Consider the following 18900-nt stretch of genomic DNA (forward strand, 5'->3'; position numbering starts at 1 on the left):
CATCAAGCGTGTACGAGGTGACGAACACCTCGGCCTTCGGACGCAGGCCCTCGAACTTGCCGTCGGAGGTCACCTCCTCGCGCAGCACCATGGTGCCGGTGGTGGCGGTGTACGCCTGCCCCGACGGCAGGCTGTGCGAGGTGGTGACAAGGTTGTCCGCCGGAGGGGCCGGCTGGGGAGCTTCAGACATATCGCCCAATTATGGAGCTACATCGATGGACACGGCCGGGTCGGCGAACCGCTCGTTCGGCACGGTCGCGTACCAGCCGGGCCGCCCGGGATCGCGGTCGTACGGATAGCCCCCGGTCTCCCGGTAGAACTCGGCGTAACGGGCGACCTTCTCCGGATCCAGCCGCACCCCCAGCCCCGGCCCCGACGGGACGGCGATGGCGCCCTCCGAGTACGCCATCTTCCCGCCCTCGATCACGTCGTCCGTGAGCTGGTGATAGTGCGCGTCGGCGGCGTAGGTCAGGTTCGGCAGCACCGCGCCGAGGTGCAGCATGGTCGCCAGCTGGATGCCCAGCTCCCCTGACGAGTGCACGGCCACCCCGAGCTGGAACGTCTCGCACACGCCCGCCGCCTTCACGCACGGCCTGATGCCGCCCCAGAAGGTCGTGTCCAGCAGCACCACGTCGGCGGCCCTGCGCATGACGTTCGAGGCGAGCTGCTCGAAGTTGACCACGACGGTGTTCGTCGCCAGCGGCACCCTGACCTGCTCGCGGACGGTCCTGAGCCCTTCCAGGCCCCAGACCGGGTCCTCCAGGTAGTCGTTGTTCAGCCCCTCGATGGCCCGGCCGAAACGCAGCCCCTCGGCCACCGACAGCACGGCGTTCGGGTCGTACCTGAGCCGGTCCTCCGGGAACGCCTCGGCCAGCGCCCGGTAGCACTCCAGCTCGTAGTCCGGCGGGAACACGCCGCCCTTGAGCTTGTGCACGGTGAACCCGTGCGCCGCCCTGAGCTCCCTGGTGTGCTCGACGAGCTGCTCGGGCGTGCGGATCTCGCCGTACCCCTTGGCCGCGTACCGGAAGAACAGGTACGAGGCGAACGGCACGGCGTCACGGACCCGCCCGCCGAGCAGGTCATGGGCGGGCACGCCCAGGTGCTGCCCGATGAGGTCGATGCAGGCGAACTCGATCGCCGCGAGGAGCTGCGTCCTGTTGTTGTAGAGCGAGGCCGTCGGGTTGGCGATCTTGAAGCGCAGCGCCTCGAGCTGGAAGGGGTCATGGTCCTTCAGGTACGGCATCAGCGCACGGAACGCCGCTTCCGCGCTCTCACCTCCGCCTCCCATCTCGCCCACGCCGACCAGCCCGTTGTCGGCCTCGACCTCGACGATCGTGCGGACGAACCTGCCCCAATGCGCGCCGTTGCTGTGCCGCAGCGGCGCCTCGAGCGGGACCGCGACCGTCGTGGCCCTGATGTCAACGATCTTCACGAACACGTCCCCCAAACAGCGGCCACCCCGCAGGCGGGCAGCCGTACCTTGACCGTCTCGTCCACCACGTCGAGCCCGCGGGCCGCACGCAGCCCGGGCAGGTGGACCGCCACCTCGACCGGCTCGGCCGCCAGCGACTGCAGCCGCACCACGCGCTCGTCCCCCGACCGCCCGAGCGACGTGACCAGCACGTCGGGGTGGTCGACCGACACGTACGTCTTGGTGACGTCGGGGCTGTCGGCGATCAGCGCGCCGACGAACGGCTCGGTCAGCCCCGAGGCCGCGGCCGCGCCGAGCCGTCGGCCGTCGGCCCCGGACACCGACGTGACCGCGTAGCGGAACGTGGTCTCGCCCTGCTGCTGAGCAGGGAAGTTGGTGTCCCAGATGTTGTTGAGCGCCCACGAGTAGACCGTGCCGTCCTCCTGGTCCAGCGTGGGCGGGAACGGCGCGTACGGCATGTGGATGGTGCCGAGCTGCACCAGCGGCGCCTCCAGCGTGGCCCAGGCGACGGTCAGCTCGGGGTCCTCGAACGCGATCCAGTGCCTGATCGGCAGCATGTACTCGGCCGAGCCCGGCACGCGCGGCACGCCGGGGCCGCCGACGCCGCCGGTCAGCTCCCAGGCGGTGGCCGGGCCGGCGGCGAACGGGAAGGCCAGGAAGACCGCCTCCTTGGCCGGGGTGCCCTGCTTGGCGAGCTGGTAGGTCAGGTCCAGCCTGGGCACGCCGTTGTGCAGCTCGATCGTCGTGCGGATCCAGTCCACGCCCTTGCCGTGCAGCTCCACGACCAGCTTCTCGCCGACGGCCGTGCGCTGGGCCTTGGTGATGGTGGCGCCCTTGCCGATGGCCCGGTCGCCGAGGAGCGTGCGGTCGTGCGCCCCAACGTGTCCCGACAAATGGTTGAAATGTGGGGCGGTGGCGTACTGGTCATAGACGTACTGGCCGAAGCCGGCCGCCGCATCGCCGTTGACCAGCTCGCGGCCGGCCCGCTTGTCGAAGATCGAGCTGATGTAGCCCTCGCGCACGTCATAGGCCACGCGGTAGAACTCGTTCTCGATCACCCCGCCCAGGTCCAGCCCGACCGGCTCGGGCGCCTGGGTCTGCCCCGGCACGACGTCGATGCGCGCGTAGGCGTAGCCGGGCAGGTCGGGGACGACCGCGTGCACGTGCCGCCCGATCGGCCGGGTCGGCCAGTCCTCCGGGTGCACGAACTCCTCGTGGTGCGGGAGCGTCTCCCCCGTCCGCGAGTCCACCAGCGCGATCGGCACGTCGATGCCCACCACGTCCCTCGGCAGGAACGCGCGGACGACGTCGGTCCGCGCCCATGTGCCCGGGTTGAAGACGGCGAACGAGGCCAGCGCGCCGCCCACCTCGCCCGCCTCCGACAGCGCGGCGGCGAACCTGCGGGTCGCGGCGTGCAGCAGGTCGGCCGCGTCGTCCTGGGCGTCGTAGGCGCCGGACGACTTGCGCGTCCACTGCAGGCCGCCCGAGTCGCCCGCCTCCTCGGCGTCCTCCCACGGGTTGGCCGCGCCCCAGGTGTGCTCGTTGAACAGGGCGACCTTGTCGTAGGCCGCGTCGACCTGCTCGGTGGCGTCCACCCCGGCCAGCGTGTGCAGGGTCTCGGCGACCCGCAGCGCCGACTGCGCCCTGCGCACGTAGCCGAGCGGACGCGCGCCCGAGCCGAGCCCGTCGGCCCACCAGTCGGTCCAGTCGCCCTCGTGCACGGCCAGCCGGTCGTGGTAGCGCTCCTCGACGTGCTCGAAGAAGTCGCTGTTGACGGCCGAGCGTAGGCGCGGGTAGGCCCACCGCTCGCTCCACCGGCGCGCGATCGTGGCGGGCACGATCGAGGGGCCCGCGTTGTCGGCGTGCGCGCCCTGCACCCTCAGGTGCAGCACGTCCAGCTCGTACGGCTCCTTGGGCGCGTCGGGCCCCTGCCACCCGAAGGTCCCGGGCCCGTACGGGTACCCCCGCGTGGCCAGGGCGGACAGGTAACGCGGCAGCAGGTCGTCGGCCAGCTCGTACGAGTCGGTCAGGCCGACCGTGTTGCCCTCCATGTACGCCATGCCGTGCGGCGTGTCGGTGAACCAGACGATGACCTCGTTCCCGCTCGGCGCCCGCCAGCGGAACGGCCTGGTCAGCTTGTCACCGCCGTGCAGGTAGGGCACCGAGCGCCCGGCCCAGTTGTGCGCCGCGGCCAGGTAGCGCACGCCGGCCGCGTTGAGCGCGTCCACCAGGCCGACGACCGCGCCGGGCACGTCGGTGTGCATGGCGGACCTGGTGGCGAATCCGTACCGCTCCTTGAGCTGGGCGGTGAAGCGGAGCTGCCGGTACAGCTCCTCGGTCGAGCACGCCTCCGTGTGGAGCTGGAACGGCAGCGCGGTCACCTCGATCACGCCCTCGCGGGCCTTTTCCGCGAAGGACGCCACCATGTCGGCGGGCCGCGCGTCCAGCCACTTCAGCGCGGGCATCGACGACTCGACCGTCCACCGGAACTTGGCGTCGTCCGGCCAGGACGCGGTCTCCTCGGCCAGCCGCAGCGCCGCGTCGAGGTAGTCGAGGTGGTGGCGGAGCACGGTGCCCTGCGGGTCGGTGTAGCCGATGTCCAGGTGCGAGTGGTGCACGACGAACACGCTCCACTTGCGCTGCGGGGTCACCGTGACCTGCGCGGTGCCGACCACCCCGGCGTCGTCGCGGCTCTCCAGCGTGAACGCGCGCGGCGCGTGCACCTCGGGCACCAGCAGCGTCACGTCGCTGCCCGACGCGCTGTCCACGCCCACCAGCACATGGGTCAGCGGCTCGGTGCTCGACACCCTGACCGCCTGGCGGCCGTCGTGGGTGAACAGCGGCAGCACCGCGACCCGTACCTCCAGCCCGCGCACGCTGATCACCGGTGTCGAGGTGTCGTCCCGCAGCGCCTGCCTGATCCCGTCGTAGTCGGGACTGCCCAGGCTCCGCTGGAGCAACCGGCTCGTCATCAAACACTCCCTAGAGACAGGCCCCTGGCGAAGAGGCGCTGGGTGGCCAGGAACAGCACGACGGTCGGCAGCGAGACGACGAGACCCGCGGCCAGTCCGACGGGCACGGGCGTCCCGGCGTACACGTCGGTCATCAGGCCGGCGATGGCGGTCATCACCGGCCGCACGTCCTCGGTCTGGCTCAGGGTCAGGCCGAAGACGAGGTCGTTCCAGACGAAGGTGAACTCCAGGATGAACACCGCCGTCAGCGCGCTGAGCGAGATCGGCAGGTAGATACCCCAGAAGATGCGCCAGGTGGAGGCCCCGTCCATCCTGGCCGCCTCGAAGATCGAGAATGCCACGCCGGTGTAGAAGTTGCGCAGCACGAACGCGGCCAACGGCACGCTGATCGCCGTGTAGATGAGGATCATGCCGAGGCGGCTGTCGTACAGGCCGGCGTCGCTGTAGCCCACGAAGAGCGGCACGAGCAGCATCTGCGACGGGAAGACCGTGCCGCCGAAGATCAGGATGAACCAGAAGAAGCCGTGGCGGAGTCGGAGCACCACGATCGTGTACCCGGCCAGCGCCCCGATGATCACTCCGAGCAGGGGCGAGACGACGGCGTACAGCGCGGTGCTGGCCAGGCTCTGCGTCAGGTTGGCGCCCTCCAGGGCCCGCCCGAAGTTCTCGAACAGCGAGAAGTCGAGCGAGGGCACCCACGCGCGGCCCGGATCGTACGAGCCGGCCGGCCGCGAGGCGTTCACGAACAGCAGGTACGTCGGCCCGAGCCAGAGCAGCCCGAGCACGACGAGGACGGCACGCCGGATCACGAGGCCACCTGCCGCTTGAGATAGAGGTAGGACGCCAGACCGGTGACGACGGTCAGCATCACCGCCACGGCCGAGCCGTAGCCGTAGTCGCTGGCCACGAACGTCTCCTTGTACATGGTCACCGCAAGCGTCTCGGAGTTGCGCCCCGGGCCGCCCTGCGTCAGCACCCACACGATGTCGAACGTCTTCAGGCTGGCCACCAGCGCGAGCCCGACCACGACCGCCGTCAGCGGCCTCATGAGCGGCCAGATGACGAGCCTGAACAGCTGCCAGCCGCCGGCCCCGTCCAGCCGGGCGGCCTCGATCGGCTCCCTCGGGATGGACTGCAGCCCCACCACGAAGAGCAGCATGTTGACGCCGAGCTGCTGCCACGTCCAGACCATAAGCATCGCGAACGTGTTGGTCGGCGCGTCCTGCAGGAACGCGGTGTCCACGCCGAGCAGCTTGTTGGCGATGCCGTCGTGCGACAGGATCGGGCTCCACACCATGGCGAGGCCCGCACCGCTCAGCGCGTACGGCAGCAGGAACGGCACCCGGAACCACACGCCGCCCTTGATGTCGTACGACAGCACCGCCACCAGCAGGCCGAGCCCGACGGGCAGCACCATGGTGCCGATGACCCAGATCAGCGTGTTGCGGATCGAGGTGATCAGTGCCGGGTCCTCTAACAGCTTGCCGAAGTTGTGCCCGCCGAGCCACTGGGCCGGCTCGAGGCCGTCGTAGCGGGTGAAGCTGAGGTAGGCCGTCCACAGGAACGGCGCGTAGAGCAGGCCCGCGACCAGAAGCACCGCGGGCGCCACGTATCCGTATCCGAAGCGCCCGAGTATGACCACGCCCCGCGGGGCAACTCGGCGCCTAGATCCGCTCACTGATGCGCACTCCAGTACTCATCAGCGGCCTTCTGGATGGTGTCCAGGACCTCCTTGTAGCTGCCCGGCTCGGTCACGAACTTGCCGAACCCGTCCAGCGCGGCCGTCAGGATCGGCGGCGGCGTGGCCTCGAAGTACCGGTTGACCAGGCGGTACTGCCCGCTGCCCGCGTCCTTCGTGACGGTGCCGAGCGCCTTGTCCGCGATGCTCACCTTGGGGTTGGCGCTCACGTCGCCCCTGCTGGTCGCCCACTTCTCCTGCGCCTGCGGCGTGGTCCACCACTTGAGGTACTTCTGGTTGGCGGCGGGGTCGGCCCCCTTGGCCAGCGAGCAGAGCGGGCCGCTCTCGAAGATCATCGAGGTCTTCGGCAGCGAGGGGTTGACGTTGGGGATGACGAAGAAGTCGTAGTCCTCGCCGGGCTTGAGGCTGCGCTGGGTCATGCTGGTGTTGAACCAGGTGCCGAAGGAGACCATCGCGGCCTTGCCGTTCTTCAGCACGTCACCAGGATCCGTTTTGTCGCCCGGATTGATGAAATATCCGGCGTCAATGAGCGTCTTCCACTTCTCCATCACCTGGACCACGCCCGGGTCGGTGTACTTCGCCTTGCCGGTGGACAGGCGGTCGTACAGGTCGGGGTCGGTGCCGGCCATGAGCTGCTCGAACCAGACGAAGGAGAACAGCACGCTGGTGTGGTAGAAGGCCTTGACGCCGTTCTTCTTCAGCGTGTCGGCCACCTTGATCAGGTCGTCCCACGTCTTCGGCGCCTCGAGGCCGTACTTGTTGAAGATCTTCTTGTTGTAGAACATGCCCCAGTACGCGACGTTCATCGGCACGCAGTACTGCTTGCCGCCGATCGTGTAGTACGGCAGGAGGTCCTTCGACAGGTCGCCGGCCTGGATCGCCTGCTGCCAGACGTCCGTGGTCTCGGCCACCTGCTTCTGCTTGACGATCTCCTCCAGCATCCCCCCGGTCTGCCAGGTGAACAGGTCAGGCTTGACGTTCGTGCGGAACGACGCCTTGATGAACGCCTGGTACTGGGCCGAGTCCGTGTATCCCGTCGGCTTCATGCCCAGGCCGATGCTCTGCTTGGACAGGGCGCCCATCTCGTCGAAGTACTTCGTCCAGGCGCCCTTGTCGTTGTACAGGGTCAGCTCGGTCTTCTTCTGCGTCTGCGCGCCGTTTCCACCGCAGGCGGTCAGGACGAGCGCCGCCACGCCGAGCGTGACCACACGTGACCGGAACATGGACCGGCCTCCTTGTTTTTCATCAGGGGGATTGCAACCTGTGCTCTACTACGGTCTTCACGTCCACCAGGTGGGCCCGCATACGCTCCTCGGCCCGCGCCGCGTCGCGTGCTTCGATGACCTCCAGGATCGCCAGGTGCTCCTCATAGTCGCGGCGCCGGTCGTCGAAGATCTGCAGGATCTCCCGCTGCTCGGGTCCGTGGACGGTGAGCAGCGAGTCGACGACCTCGTGCAGCACGCTATTGCCCGCCAGCCGGGCAGTCGCCCGGTGGAAGGACATGTTGGCGTCGTGCAGGAGGGCGTCGTCGCCGCGCAGGTGCCTGCCCGCCTGGTCGAGCACCCGCTTGAGCGCCGCCAGTTCCTCGGGGTCCGCGTGCTCGGCAGCCATCGCGGCCAGCGGCGGCTCGATCACGATGCGCGCGCCGAGCAGCTCCAGGAGCTGGTTGGCGTGCAGCTCGCGCACGTTGGGGTTGGGCAGGACCACCCGCTCGATGTCGGCCCCGACGTAGATGCCTGAGCCGTGCCGCATCTCGATGGCCCCGGTGGCCTCGAGTCTGCGTAGCGCCTCGCGTAGCGTCGGGGTGGTGACGGCGAAGCGCTGGGAGAGCTCCCTGGTCGAGGGCAGCCTGTCGCCTGGCCGGTGCCCGCCCGTACGGATGAGCTCCAGCATGCGCTCGGTCAGAGCGTCGGACAGCGTCGGCCGCGTTACCTCGGACATATCAAGTGATCTAATCACTTTCCGGCGTTGGCGTCTATGATTTCGTCATGAAGCGTGCGGTGGCGCGGATCGCGACCGTCTTGGCGGTCTTGGCGGCGGTCGGGGTGGGCGGCGCGGGTTGGTACTACTCCGGCCTCGTCATCGACCCCTCGCACGGGGGATCGTACCCCCTGGAGGTGCTGGCCTTCGACGGCTCGAAGGTCACCCTGAAGGGCGGCTCCGACACCGCGGCGCCCGGCACGTACGGGCTGACCTGGCCCGGCGGCAACGCGACGCTGGGGCCGGTGGTCTCCGCCTCCGGCTCCACGGTCGTCAGACAGGTGACCCGCGTGCGGCGGGGCACGCTCGCACCCGGGGTCCACGCGTACTTCGACCGGTGGATCTGGGGCCACGAGGACCCGCGCTCGGCGCTCGGCCTGCCGTACGAGACGGTGTCGATCCGCGGCGAGTTAGGCGACTTCCCCGCGTGGCGCCTGCCGGGCACCGCGAAGACCTGGGTGATCGCCGTGCACGGCCGCAACGCGAACCCCTCCGAGGCCCTGCGCTTCCTCCCGGTCTTCCACTCGCTGGGGATGCCGGTGCTCGCGATCAGCTACCGCAACGACGAGGGGGTGCCGGCCAGCGACGACGGCAAGTTCCACCTCGGCGCCACCGAGTGGCGGGAGGTGGCCGCGGCCATCTCCCACGCCCGTGGCCAGGGGGCGACCGGGGTGGTGCTGTACGGGTTCTCGATGGGCGGGGGCATCGTGCCGATGGCGGCCCGCGAGTTACCCGGCGAGCCGATCAAGGGCCTGATCCTGGACAGCCCGGTCATGGACTGGAACGCGCCCATCGACCTCGGGGCACGACAGCAGGGTGTGCCGCTCTGGCTTGCCACGGTGGGCAAGTTCACGGTGGAGCGGCGTACCGGGATCTCGCTCGACGACCTCGACCACGTGCGGCACGCGCAGGAGTTCAAGCAGCCGATCCTGCTGTTCGTGGACGACGACGACGCCAGCGTGCCCATCGAGCCCTCGCTGCGGTTCGCGCGGCTCAGGCCGGACCTGGTGACGCTCGTACGCACCCGCGGCGGCGGCCACGTGGGCTCGTGGAACGTCGACCAGGCACGCTACGAGCAGGCGCTGCGGGCCTTCGTCACCGCTTCAGCAGGTTCGTCATGATCGCGATCTGCCCCTCGCGCGAGTCCCGCACCTGGCCGGCCCACTTCTGAACGGCCGGGTTCGCCCCGCCCGCCACCTCGGCGGCGGCCATCCGCACCGCGTCGCCCTGGTGTGCGACGAGCAGGCTGAGCAGGTCGTACTCGAAGTTCTTCGACTTCTTCAGCGCCTGGACGCGCTTGACGTCGGTCTCCGGCATACCGCCGTGGTGCTCGTGCGCGCCGGAAGGGGGCGTGCGCGGCTGCTCCCAGGAGTGCAGCCAGCGCAGCATCATCTCGACCTCGTCCTGCTGCGTGCTCGCGATGGCCGCGGTCAGCGTCTTGAGCTCCGGCGTGGCGGCACGGGCGGCGCCCAGCTTGGCGATCTCGATGCCCTGCCGGTGATGCGGGACCATCATCTGCACGAACATCACGTCTTCGGCGTTGACCGGGACATCCTGGGACCTGGCCGGGGCGCAGGCGGCGATCAGCAGGAGGGCCGCCACCAAGGCGGGCGATGCGCGCACCGGCTCATCCCCTTATTTATAAGAAACCTTCCTAAGAGTTCTACTCGATTTACTGACGGAGGTAAACGTCAGTCGGAGATCAGGCCAGAGATCGATCAGGGCAGCGTTGTCCCTTACCCACTGCTACACCTGTAGCCGTCGGCATCCCAGCAGTCGTCGGCCACCGAGGCCAAGATGACCACGTCACTGGCTCCCTCGATGTCCACGTCGACGACTCGCTCCCCGAGCTTCTTGCTCAGGTCGTACGCCTCGCACCACTCGGCGCAGTCCCGGCTGCGCTCGGAGGCTGGGCCACTGCTCCACCCCGCCTTCACGAAGGCGGCCACGACGTCCTTCGGCTTCACATTCTCAATGTGGATATATACGAACGAACCATACGTAGAGGAATCGCAGTCGTTCCGGTCCTCCATGGACCCGACCAGTCCCGCCCGGGAAAGAACGGGGCTCAGGACCTCTCGGACAAGGGCGTTCTCATAATCCGCCCGTTTCTTACACAGGTGCCCACCGGCGGCCATGTCCAAGAGCCCGCAGCCCGAGGGAAAGACAGTGCCGAGCACGATGAGAACCAAGATCAGCCAGAGGGAGGCAGGTCTTCGGCTGTGTGGGGAGGCAGCTTCGATCATTACGGGTCCGGGTCTTCTCTGAGCCAATGAACTCTCACCTGGTAAGGATCGCGGGCCGGCGCCGCCAGTGGAGTCGGTTTCACAAGGGGATAGGGCGGTGACGGAGAGCAGTGTCGACGATCTCCTCTGGGGTGGCGTCTCGCAACTTTTCCGGTGGCCAGAAGATCAGGTCGCTGACCTCCGGGTGCGGCACGTTGGCTTCGAGCAGCGCCAAGTAATAATCGCTCTCCGGGTCGGCCGCCACGATCCGACGCACGATTTCTGCCAGTTCTGCCCGGGTGGTGTCCGGGACCTTCGCCGGGACTGGGCGGGCAGCGTTCCTGGCGATGCCCTCCAGAGCTTCCGACTCCCAGTACGCGGCGAAATGCCGAGGCTCGTAGCGGGCGGGGCTTGTCATGATGTCGCCTAGCCGCACCTGTACCCGCGGTCATCCCAGCAGGAGTCGGCCGCCGTCACGTTGACCCACAAGCCACCTCGTTGGCTTTCCGAAGATGTGTCCGCGATCACTTCGAACGCGATCCCGACGAGCCGCTGGTTCACCCGGTTGACAAGCTGGAATTCGGTGCAGCCTGGAGTACATGCCTGTACGGCAGGCGACCATCCTGCCTCGACGAACGCTTTCCACAGTTCATCACGTCGTAGTTCCGGGCTCACCAGAACTGCCAGCGAAGCGCCGTTGTTGGCCGAGTCGCATCCGTTCCATGCGGCAACACTCGCACGCTTGTCAGATGGCAAAACAGCGCTGACCGCTTTCAAATACAGGTCGTTCTCCCGTTTCGCCCGGTCCAGGCATATCTGGCCGCCCCCGTACATGCCCTCGTAGCCAGGTGTGCAGCCGATCAGACTGCAAGCCAACACTGCCAAGGCGCTCACCTTGCACAGCGTCCCAGATGGCCGAAACGAACGACGTAACCCCATAGGCCAAGTAGATCATTACCGAGGAGGCGAGCAAACCACCCGACATCCACGCTCGTGGTGCACTCAAAGATCAAGCTAGCTCGATCACATCCAGATCCAGCCGGTCCCGTCCTCCTCGGCGGCGGGTTCGCCGCCCACCGCGATCATCCGTCCTGACCCGGCCGACACACGGCTCATCCCCCTCGAAACAGAAAGTCCTGGTCACGTCTGCTCGTGACCAGGACTGTCAGGTGGTGATCGGTCCGATCAGGAACATGGCCGGTTCAGACGCTTCACGATGTTGAGGCCCGCCTGCTTGGTAGATCCGTTCCATTGCTTCCTGGTTGCGTCCAGGATCCTGTCGCGGAGGACCTTCCAGGGGCCGCGGGGCGAAAGACCGACCTTTCTCAGCTGCCTGCGCACCTGTCGCCGGCTCTGATCTTCAGTGCTTAGTCATTTGGAGCGGCGCAAGGTGAGCGACTGGAACCGGAGCTCGTCTGAACCCACAGCGTGGAAGTCGACAATCTGGAAGCTTCTGCGTGCGTACTCCTGGAGTTCCTCATCGCTCCGGAAGGAGAAGAACCGGGGAGGCTGGTGGTCGTCTCCCTCGAACAGGCCTTCACCAGTCAGGTTGCCGCCGCCATACACGCCGAGGAAGAACAGGCCGCCGGGGCGCAACAGCCGGTGGATCTCAGCTAGCACCGCAGGGAGATCACTGTTGGGCACGTGCAGGAGGCAGTTGAGGGCATAGACCGCGTCAAACGAGGCGGGCGCGAAGTCAAGACTCAGGAAGTCCATGACACGGGCGTCAAGGCCCTTCTCCCGGCACAGTGCGACCATGGCGGGAGACAGGTCGACGGCCACCACTTCCATGCCGTTCTCCTGGAAGTACGCGCTGTCCTGGCCGGTGCCGGCACCGATCTCCAGCAGGCGCTTGTACTCATGGCGCTGTAGACGGCTCAGGAATCCTTCCCGCTCTGCCAGCTTCCACGCCGTCTTGCCGCTCCCATCACGCCGCTCAGCACTGCCGTCGTAGGCCGCTCGCAGCGAGCCGAGCACGTCGTTGTAGCGAACATTCATCGCGCCATGATGGACCACGAAAGATCTCCCGCAACAGGTCGATACGGGAGCGACAGTCACACAGAAGCCCCCTGAGTGATCTCAGGGGGCTTCTGAACTGGAGCCGCCTTCGGGATTCGAACCCGAGACCCCTTCATTACGAGTGAAGTGCTCTGGCCGACTGAGCTAAGGCGGCGGGCTCTGCAGCTTCGAAGAGTCTACAGGAGCCCAAGGGGTTCTCGCTCCCATCGATCTACCGTCCCCGGGCGGCGGTCTCGTACGGGTATTCACCGGTCCGCTGCGCCGTAGTACCGTGACCGTACTGTCCGGGCACGCGTACGTCCGGTTGCTCGGGGTTTCTCCAAGAGAAGACAGATCGCCGAAAGACTCTGTGACGGGTTTCTCCCAAGATCAGACGGAGGATGTCTTGCCCCGTATCGTGGTCGCTCCGGACGGCAGAAGGCTGGCGGTCGAGGAGCGGGGAAAGCCCGGCGGCACCCCGATCTTCCTCCTGCACGGCACTCCCGGCAGCAGGCTCGGCCCGTCTCCCCGCGCGCAGGTGCTCTACCGGCTGGGTGTCCGGCTGATCACCTTTGACCGGCCGGGATACGGGCTGTCGGACAGGATGCCGAGCAGGACGGTGGCCAGCATCGCCGCGGATGTGGCGGCGATCGCGGACGCGCTCGAGATCGACAGGTTCGCCGTCGTGGGGCGTTCGGGCGGCGCGCCGCACGCGCTCGCCTGCGCCGCGCTGCTTCCCGAGCGCACGAGGCGAGCGGCCGCGCTGGTCAGCCTCGCCCCGCACAGCGCCGAGGGGCTCGACTGGTTCGCGGGCATGGCGGAGTCGAACGTGCTCGAATACCTGGTCGCACGGACGGGTCCGCATCTCGCGGCCACCCGCCTGACCTCGCTCGCGAACCAGATCCGGGCGGATCCCGAGAGCAAGGTGCTGTCCATCGGCCAGGAGGGCGGTCGCGCCGACCGCCGGATCGTCTCCGACCACGGCCTGCGCCGGATGATGGTCCGCAACTTCACCGAGGCCCTGCGCCACTCGGCGGACGGGTGGGTGGACGACGTGCTGGCGTTCAGCTCGGATTGGGGGTTCGATCCGGCCGTCATCCGGGTGCCCACCCTGGTGTGGCACGGCGAGAACGACGTGTTCGCCCCGGTGGGGCACGCCCGCTGGCTGGGGCGGCGCATCCCGAACGCGACGGTCTGCATCCAGCGCGGGCTGGCGCATCTCGACGCCCTGAGCGTCCTGCCCAGGGTGCTGCCCTGGCTCACCCGCGAACTCGTCGAACCGGCAGGCTGAGCGTCAGGTCGGCTGCGGTTCGAGGTCCCTGTTGACGCGCCGCCATTTCTGCAGGGCCTCGGTGCACGGATGCGTTTCGCCCAGCTTGACGGTCACCGCGGTGAGGGTCCTTCTGCGTAGTTCGTCCGCCTCCTTGTCCCTGCCGAGCGAACGCAGGGTGATCGACAGGTTGGCCTGGCAGGCCAGCACATCGGGATGATCATTGCCCAGCGTGGCGATGAGACCGACCAGCGTGCGCTGCTCCATGCGCTCGGCCGTCTCCAGCTCTGCCTGGTCCGCGGCGCAGTTCGCCACGTTGATCGAGCACGTCAGCGTGAACGGGTGCGTGTCACCGAGGTGGCGGCGCAGCGCGGCGAGACTGCGCTCCCCCATGCCACGGGCCTCGTCGAGGGCTCCGAGTCCGCGCAGGTACGAGCAGAGGTTGTTGGCCGCGGCGGACGTGAACGGGTGCTCAGGACCGAGCAGCTCGCTGTAGTCCTTCATCACGTTGCGCGCCATGTCCCTGGCCCCCGCCTTGTCTCCCGCGGAGGACATGCAGCAGGCGAGCTCCAGCGCGGCGGCCTTGGCCTCGGGATCGGACGGATAGAGCCGGATGTAACGGCTGTAAACGTCCCGGGCGTGCTCCGCCGCCTCCTTGCGCTGCCCGGCCCTGCGCAGCGACACGGCGAGGCTCTTCGTGGCTCGCAGCGCGATGGGGTAGTCGTCGAAATTCAGGTCCGCGTAATGCTGCAGCGTCTGCCGCAGCAGAGCGATCGAGGCCTCGAAATCTCCCGCCTCCCGCATGTCCCTGGCGAAGTTCTGGGCCGAGTTGAGCGTGTTGGGGTTCATCGGCCCCAGTGCCTGGAGCATGCGCTGGTAGATGTCGCCGTCGAGTTCCTTAGCGTTGCGCCAGTCGCCGACGAGACGGTAGGAGACGGCCAGGTTGTTCGCCGACCGCAACGCCCTCGGGTGGTCCTCGCCGTACACCTCCTTCCAACGTTCATAGACGTCCCTGTCCTGTGCCAGCGCCTCGCGGAACTGCCCGAGCGCCCGCAGGTCCGCGGCGATCCCGCTGGCGGTCAGCAGCGTGTGCGGGTGGTCCTCGCCGAACAGCTCGCGCTGGTGGCCCCAGACCCACTGCTCCAGCTCGTACGCCTCCTGCAACATGCCAAGCGAGCGTTGCACGTTGGCGATGTTGGTCAGCAGGTGCAGCCGTTGCTGTTCCAGCTGGCCGAACTTCTGCTCCCAGTAGCCGGACAGGCGCTCGCCGAGTTGCAGGGCGTTGTCGTAGTCGCCACGCTTCCACCAGTACCGCACGCGCTCGGTCAGGAGCTGCTTGGTTTCCTCTTCCACACACGTCTCCGCGTTGGACGGGAGCAGGTGTGGCCAGATGAGGTCGTACTTCTCCCAGTTCTCCGGGTCGTCCACCTCTCCCTGGCGGGGCCGGGCTTCCACCAGGATGCGGTGCACCACGTGGGAGACCTTGTCTCTCTCCTCCTGCGTCATCTGGTCGCGGATCACGGCCTGGACGAGACGGTGGACCTGCAGCGTGTTGCTGCCCTGATCGGTTTTGGCCAGGGCGAACCTGCTGATCTCCCTGATGACCCGGCCGAGCACAAGCTTCTCCCCCTGGAGCGACTTGTCGAACGGCACGAGCACTTTCATCGTCTCTTTGCTGTAGAGCAGCGACAGCGAGATGGGGTCGGGCGAGAAGAAGGCGCACAGCTGCAGCAGCCGCTCGGCGGCGGGTGAACGCTCCTTGAGCTGGCTCAACGAGACGTTCCACGTGGCCGCCACCGGGCTGGGGTAGTCGGCGGCCTGGTTCGCCGACAGCACGACGGCCGCCTGGCTCTGCAGCAGCTCGACGTAGTCGGAGGCCGGCTGGCCGGTCTCTCTCAGCCACGCCGCGGCCTGCGCGATGGCGAGCGGCAGGTAGCCCAGCGCCTCCGCCACCCGCAGGGCGTCTTCGGGGTTGAGGCCGGGCACCGTCCGCATCAGGTGCTCCAGGCCCTCCTCCCGGCTGAACACGTCGACTTCGAGCGGCTTGGCGATGCTGACCCAGGTCGGATTGCGTGAGGTGACGATGATGTGCCCGGAGCCCCCGGGCATGTACCTCCGCAGGTCCTCCGGCTCACCGGCATTGTCGAAGATCAGCAGCCAGCGCTTGTAGGGCTCACCTCGGCGCAGCGTCTCGCGAACCGCTTCGGCCGCCTCCACGATGCTGTCGCTGACGGGCAGGTGGAGCCGCCGGGCGAGTTCGGCCAGGGCAGGATTGATCAGATCCGGTTGTTCCGCCGCGATCCACCACACCACGTCGTAGTCGGCCTGGAAGCGGTAGGCGTACTCCAGCGCCACCTGTGTCTTGCCGACGCCGCCGAGCCCGTACAGCGCCTGCGGGAGCACCACCGCCTGGTTGCCGCCGACGAGTTGGTCGCGCAGGGTTTCCAGCGCCTTGTCCCGCCCCGTGAAGGCGGCGTTCCGCGGTGGGACGTTCCAGATGGCCGGCACCGTGCCGGGGAAACGGGCGCTCAGCACGGCCGGGTCGTTGACGACGGCGGTGGGCTTGCCGACCGCGCGCAGGATCGCCTCGGCGGCCTGCGAGGAGGAGAGCCTGAAGAGATCGACGGTCGGCTGCTCCGAGAAGGGCGGGTCGAGCCGCAGGTCACCCGAGACCCGCAGCATCGTCAGCCGGGGCGCCAGGTTCAGCCCGTCCTCGGTGGCCGTCGCCCAGGCCGCGGCCTGGAAATCCTGCAGGTAGGCCGCGGACACCACGGCCACGACGCCGTCCGCGGACGTGGCGCCGTTGCCGTCCCCGACCGCCGACAACGCCTGCGGGATGACCCGGAAGTTGGCCTGGCGGAGCACGATCGCGATCCAGTCGGCCCACATGCGGTCTTCCGGCGCGTAGCTGAGCAGGATCTCCTCGTGCAGAGCGGGCTCTCTTCGCGTGAACGACTCCAGCCAGCGCAGCCGTACCGGCTCCTCCATCGGCACGAGCCCGGTGACCTGGCCTCGCGTGATCATCTCCGTCAGCCGCTCGAAGGACGCGAGCAGCGATCCGGGTGACTGCGGGGCGTCGCCGAAGACGGCCAGGGTCTCCTCGAAGGCGTAGAAGCGCTTGTACGGCACCTCCACCGCGCCCCAGTAGCGCTCTCGGTCCTCGGCGGACATGTCCGTGAGGAAGCTTTCGAACCGGGAACGCGCGTACGCCCGGCCGGCATCCGCCTTCTTCTTCTCGCCGTCGTCCACCCGCATCGGAACAGGCAGGATCCTGCGGTGACGGTCATGACGCCCGCTGATGGCCCCCGCGACCCTTGCCGCCCCGTCGATGCCCTGATCGCTCATGGTGAAGCAGTCGACGACGATGTCCGGCATGTCGATCGTGCAGATGTCAGCGATGTCGCTCAGGCCCGTTCTGCTGTCGATCAGGCAGTAGTCGTAGTTGCGCTTGATGTCGGCTCGCAGGGCCTCCAGGAAGCTGCCGCCGGCCAGCCTCTCGTAGAAGGTGTCCCAGTCGAAGGCGGACACCAGCGAGGAGTAGTCGCGGTTCTGCTGTCCGGCGGAGAGGAAGTCCAGGGTGCCCTGCTGCGGGAACCGCCACTCCAGCGACACCGCGTGCGGCACCACCTTGGCGTACTCGAGATGCCAGTCGGCGTCGTGCTCGCGCGAGCTCGCGGCCTCCCACCGGTATTCGTTGACGATGTCGATCACGCCGGTGGTCGCGCTCATCACGCTGTCGTCGAGGAACGGACGGAAGAAGCGATGCAGCCCGGGCGACTCCAGATCCCAGTCCATGGCCAGCACGCGCAGGCCGTTGCTGGCCAGCAGCCAGGCGACGTTGGCCACCGCCATCGTCCGCCCGGTCCCGCCCTTGTAGGAGTAGAACGTGACGATCCGGCCTTCACTTTCGTCCTTGGGCATCGCCATCTCCTGGCTCTATCAGTCTCGGTCTCTTGCCCGAAGGCGGCGAGTTCACCTGGGCCGTCTGCAGGAAGCGCTCGGACGCGCGCGCCAGCATCTTGGGCATCTTCTGCCGCAGGTCGTCGAGGGACTGCACATCGTGGGCGGCGGGCCCGCCGCAGTCGCCCGGGATGACCATGCCCAGCGAACGGCGCAGCTGGGGCTCGGCCCTGCTGGTCTGCACGTCCGCGTCGTTCCACGGCACCATGACGGGGTACCAGCGCCTGCCCGAGCTGCCGAACTTGCTGAGCGTGTCCCGCATGTCAGGGACCTGCGTGGCCCACGGATCCACCAGCACCATTCCAGGAGCGTCAGGCTCCTGTTGCTCGCCGTCGGACATGTCGAGCGGGGCCACCTCGGTGTCGCTCCCGCGCATTCGCGCGAAATCGGCCAGCTCGGATACGAGCGGCCGGTGGTTGCCCTCGTGACGGTACGGGCTCCATTCGTGCGGCATTTGACCGTAGTAGTACGGGGTACGGCCCTCGGGGAGGTGATCTATATCGGGCGCCACCACCGTCACCTTGATGGTGCGCGGAAGCTTGTAGCCGACGAAGGCATTGGGAAGTGCCGTGTAGTCGGGAACGTCCCTCGCCTCCAGCAACGGGGACGACTCGGCGACTTCTTTGATGCGCCTGGCGAGCTGGAGTATGACCCGCTCGCGTGCCGCGCGCCTCGATGACACCTTGATGATGCCGTACAGGCCGCCTTGGAGATCGTGCGAGCGCATGCCGTTTTCGTGAAATTGGATCTTAGTCGCGCACTCGGGCATGCTCGACGATTCGATGGCCGTCCACACGATGGGGATGATCACCGGTGGGGGTTCGGCTGTGTGGGCGGCCATTCGCATCTGGATGGCCGCCCATTCCTTGCCGCAGTGCTCGCTGGAGAAGTAGCGAGGCGAGTACAGGGGAACGAACACCCGGCACGTGGCCAGGGCCCGGGAGACCTCGGGGGACCACTGCTCGCCCAGGCGCAGCCTGCGGTCCATGAAGCCCGCGTGCGCGGCCTTCTCCAACCCGGTGATCTGGAGAAGGTCAGTGCATAACTCGAGAAACAGCCGGTGCACCCATCTGTCCGGGTCACCGCCACCCATGTTGCCGTCGTCGGGCGCATGCGCATAACTAAGGAAAAAATATGGTACTTGCCCGATCCCCCCGGAAGGCGACATTCTTGACATCAACCTCCCTCACTGCGGAACGATTCACTATACACTCGGGCAGCTTCGGAGAAAGCTCCTATCTCGCGCGATTCATCTGACTGGCCTACCCCGCGTGGGGGACGTAATCCGGGCTGTCTACCGAATGGGACATCAAGCACGTGCCCTTACCAGGCACGCCCACCTGTCACACATTCGGGCTTTTCAA

The 18900-nt window shown here is 67.7% G+C and carries 15 protein-coding genes and 1 tRNA gene; 2 read left to right on the forward strand and 14 right to left on the reverse strand.

From position 1 onward, the window contains the following. Positions 1 to 199 precede the first annotated feature (199 nt). The 6 genes from ABN273_RS05340 to ABN273_RS05365 are packed head-to-tail and all read right to left on the reverse strand — an operon-like array spanning position 200 to position 8044. On the reverse strand, positions 200 to 1432 hold the full coding sequence (locus ABN273_RS05340) for an enolase C-terminal domain-like protein (RefSeq protein WP_349447496.1): 1233 nt from the start codon (positions 1430 to 1432) through the stop codon (positions 200 to 202). Beyond that, complete coding sequence (locus ABN273_RS05345; protein ID WP_349447497.1) at positions 1429 to 4404, reverse strand: glycoside hydrolase family 38 N-terminal domain-containing protein; 2976 nt, start codon at positions 4402 to 4404, stop codon at positions 1429 to 1431. The genes ABN273_RS05340 and ABN273_RS05345 overlap by 4 nt, the downstream gene beginning before the upstream one ends. Then, entirely contained in the window at positions 4404 to 5213 is an 810-nt protein-coding gene (locus ABN273_RS05350; RefSeq protein WP_349447498.1) for a carbohydrate ABC transporter permease, read from the reverse strand. Before ABN273_RS05350 ends, ABN273_RS05345 begins: the two co-directional genes overlap by 1 nt. Further along, positions 5210 to 6046 carry a carbohydrate ABC transporter permease gene (locus ABN273_RS05355; RefSeq protein WP_349447499.1) on the reverse strand — a complete coding sequence of 279 codons (837 nt, stop codon included), beginning with the start codon at positions 6044 to 6046 and terminating at the stop codon, positions 5210 to 5212. Before ABN273_RS05355 ends, ABN273_RS05350 begins: the two co-directional genes overlap by 4 nt. Before the next feature lie 32 nt (positions 6047 to 6078). Next, complete coding sequence (locus ABN273_RS05360) at positions 6079 to 7326, reverse strand: ABC transporter substrate-binding protein (protein ID WP_349447500.1); 1248 nt, start codon at positions 7324 to 7326, stop codon at positions 6079 to 6081. A gap of 22 nt (positions 7327 to 7348) precedes the next feature. Next, entirely contained in the window at positions 7349 to 8044 is a 696-nt protein-coding gene (locus ABN273_RS05365; protein ID WP_349447501.1) for a FadR/GntR family transcriptional regulator, read from the reverse strand. A 47-nt stretch (positions 8045 to 8091) separates the two neighbouring features. On the opposite strand from ABN273_RS05365, the gene ABN273_RS05370 reads away from it, so the two are divergent. After that, positions 8092 to 9204, forward strand: coding sequence for an alpha/beta hydrolase (locus ABN273_RS05370; RefSeq protein WP_349447502.1), 1113 nt, complete (start codon positions 8092 to 8094; stop codon positions 9202 to 9204). Here ABN273_RS05370 and ABN273_RS05375 read toward each other — a convergent pair. The 6 genes from ABN273_RS05375 to ABN273_RS05400 all read right to left on the reverse strand — a co-directional run bounded on the left by ABN273_RS05375 (position 9179) and on the right by ABN273_RS05400 (position 12481). Then, entirely contained in the window at positions 9179 to 9706 is a 528-nt protein-coding gene (locus ABN273_RS05375; protein WP_349447503.1) for a DUF305 domain-containing protein, read from the reverse strand. The genes ABN273_RS05370 and ABN273_RS05375 overlap by 26 nt on opposite strands. Before the next feature lie 113 nt (positions 9707 to 9819). Next, a complete protein-coding gene (locus tag ABN273_RS05380; RefSeq protein WP_349447504.1) occupies positions 9820 to 10275 on the reverse strand; it encodes a hypothetical protein in 456 nt (151 codons plus the stop codon). A gap of 133 nt (positions 10276 to 10408) precedes the next feature. Next, positions 10409 to 10726 carry a bacteriocin immunity protein gene (locus tag ABN273_RS05385; RefSeq protein WP_349447505.1) on the reverse strand — a complete coding sequence of 106 codons (318 nt, stop codon included), beginning with the start codon at positions 10724 to 10726 and terminating at the stop codon, positions 10409 to 10411. 8 nt (positions 10727 to 10734) lie between these two features. Next, positions 10735 to 11193 (reverse strand): hypothetical protein, encoded by a 459-nt coding sequence (locus ABN273_RS05390; RefSeq protein WP_349447506.1) that lies wholly within the window; start codon positions 11191 to 11193, stop codon positions 10735 to 10737. A 486-nt stretch (positions 11194 to 11679) separates the two neighbouring features. Further along, on the reverse strand, positions 11680 to 12306 hold the full coding sequence (locus ABN273_RS05395; protein WP_349447507.1) for a class I SAM-dependent methyltransferase: 627 nt from the start codon (positions 12304 to 12306) through the stop codon (positions 11680 to 11682). A 98-nt stretch (positions 12307 to 12404) separates the two neighbouring features. Then, a tRNA-Thr gene (locus tag ABN273_RS05400) sits at positions 12405 to 12481 on the reverse strand. 231 nt (positions 12482 to 12712) lie between these two features. On the opposite strand from ABN273_RS05400, the gene ABN273_RS05405 reads away from it, so the two are divergent. Then, a complete protein-coding gene (locus ABN273_RS05405) occupies positions 12713 to 13597 on the forward strand; it encodes an alpha/beta fold hydrolase (RefSeq protein ID WP_349447508.1) in 885 nt (294 codons plus the stop codon). A gap of 3 nt (positions 13598 to 13600) precedes the next feature. Here ABN273_RS05405 and fxsT read toward each other — a convergent pair whose 3' ends face one another. Next, positions 13601 to 17497, reverse strand: coding sequence for an FxSxx-COOH system tetratricopeptide repeat protein (fxsT, locus tag ABN273_RS05410; RefSeq protein WP_349447509.1), 3897 nt, complete (start codon positions 17495 to 17497; stop codon positions 13601 to 13603). Next, positions 17478 to 18713, reverse strand: coding sequence for a TIR-like protein FxsC (locus ABN273_RS05415; protein WP_349447510.1), 1236 nt, complete (start codon positions 18711 to 18713; stop codon positions 17478 to 17480). Before ABN273_RS05415 ends, fxsT begins: the two co-directional genes overlap by 20 nt. Between the last annotated feature and the right edge of the window lie 187 nt (positions 18714 to 18900).

Origin of the sequence: Nonomuraea sp. B19D2, from assembly GCF_040137845.1 — a bacterium.
GTDB lineage: Bacteria > Actinomycetota > Actinomycetes > Streptosporangiales > Streptosporangiaceae > Nonomuraea.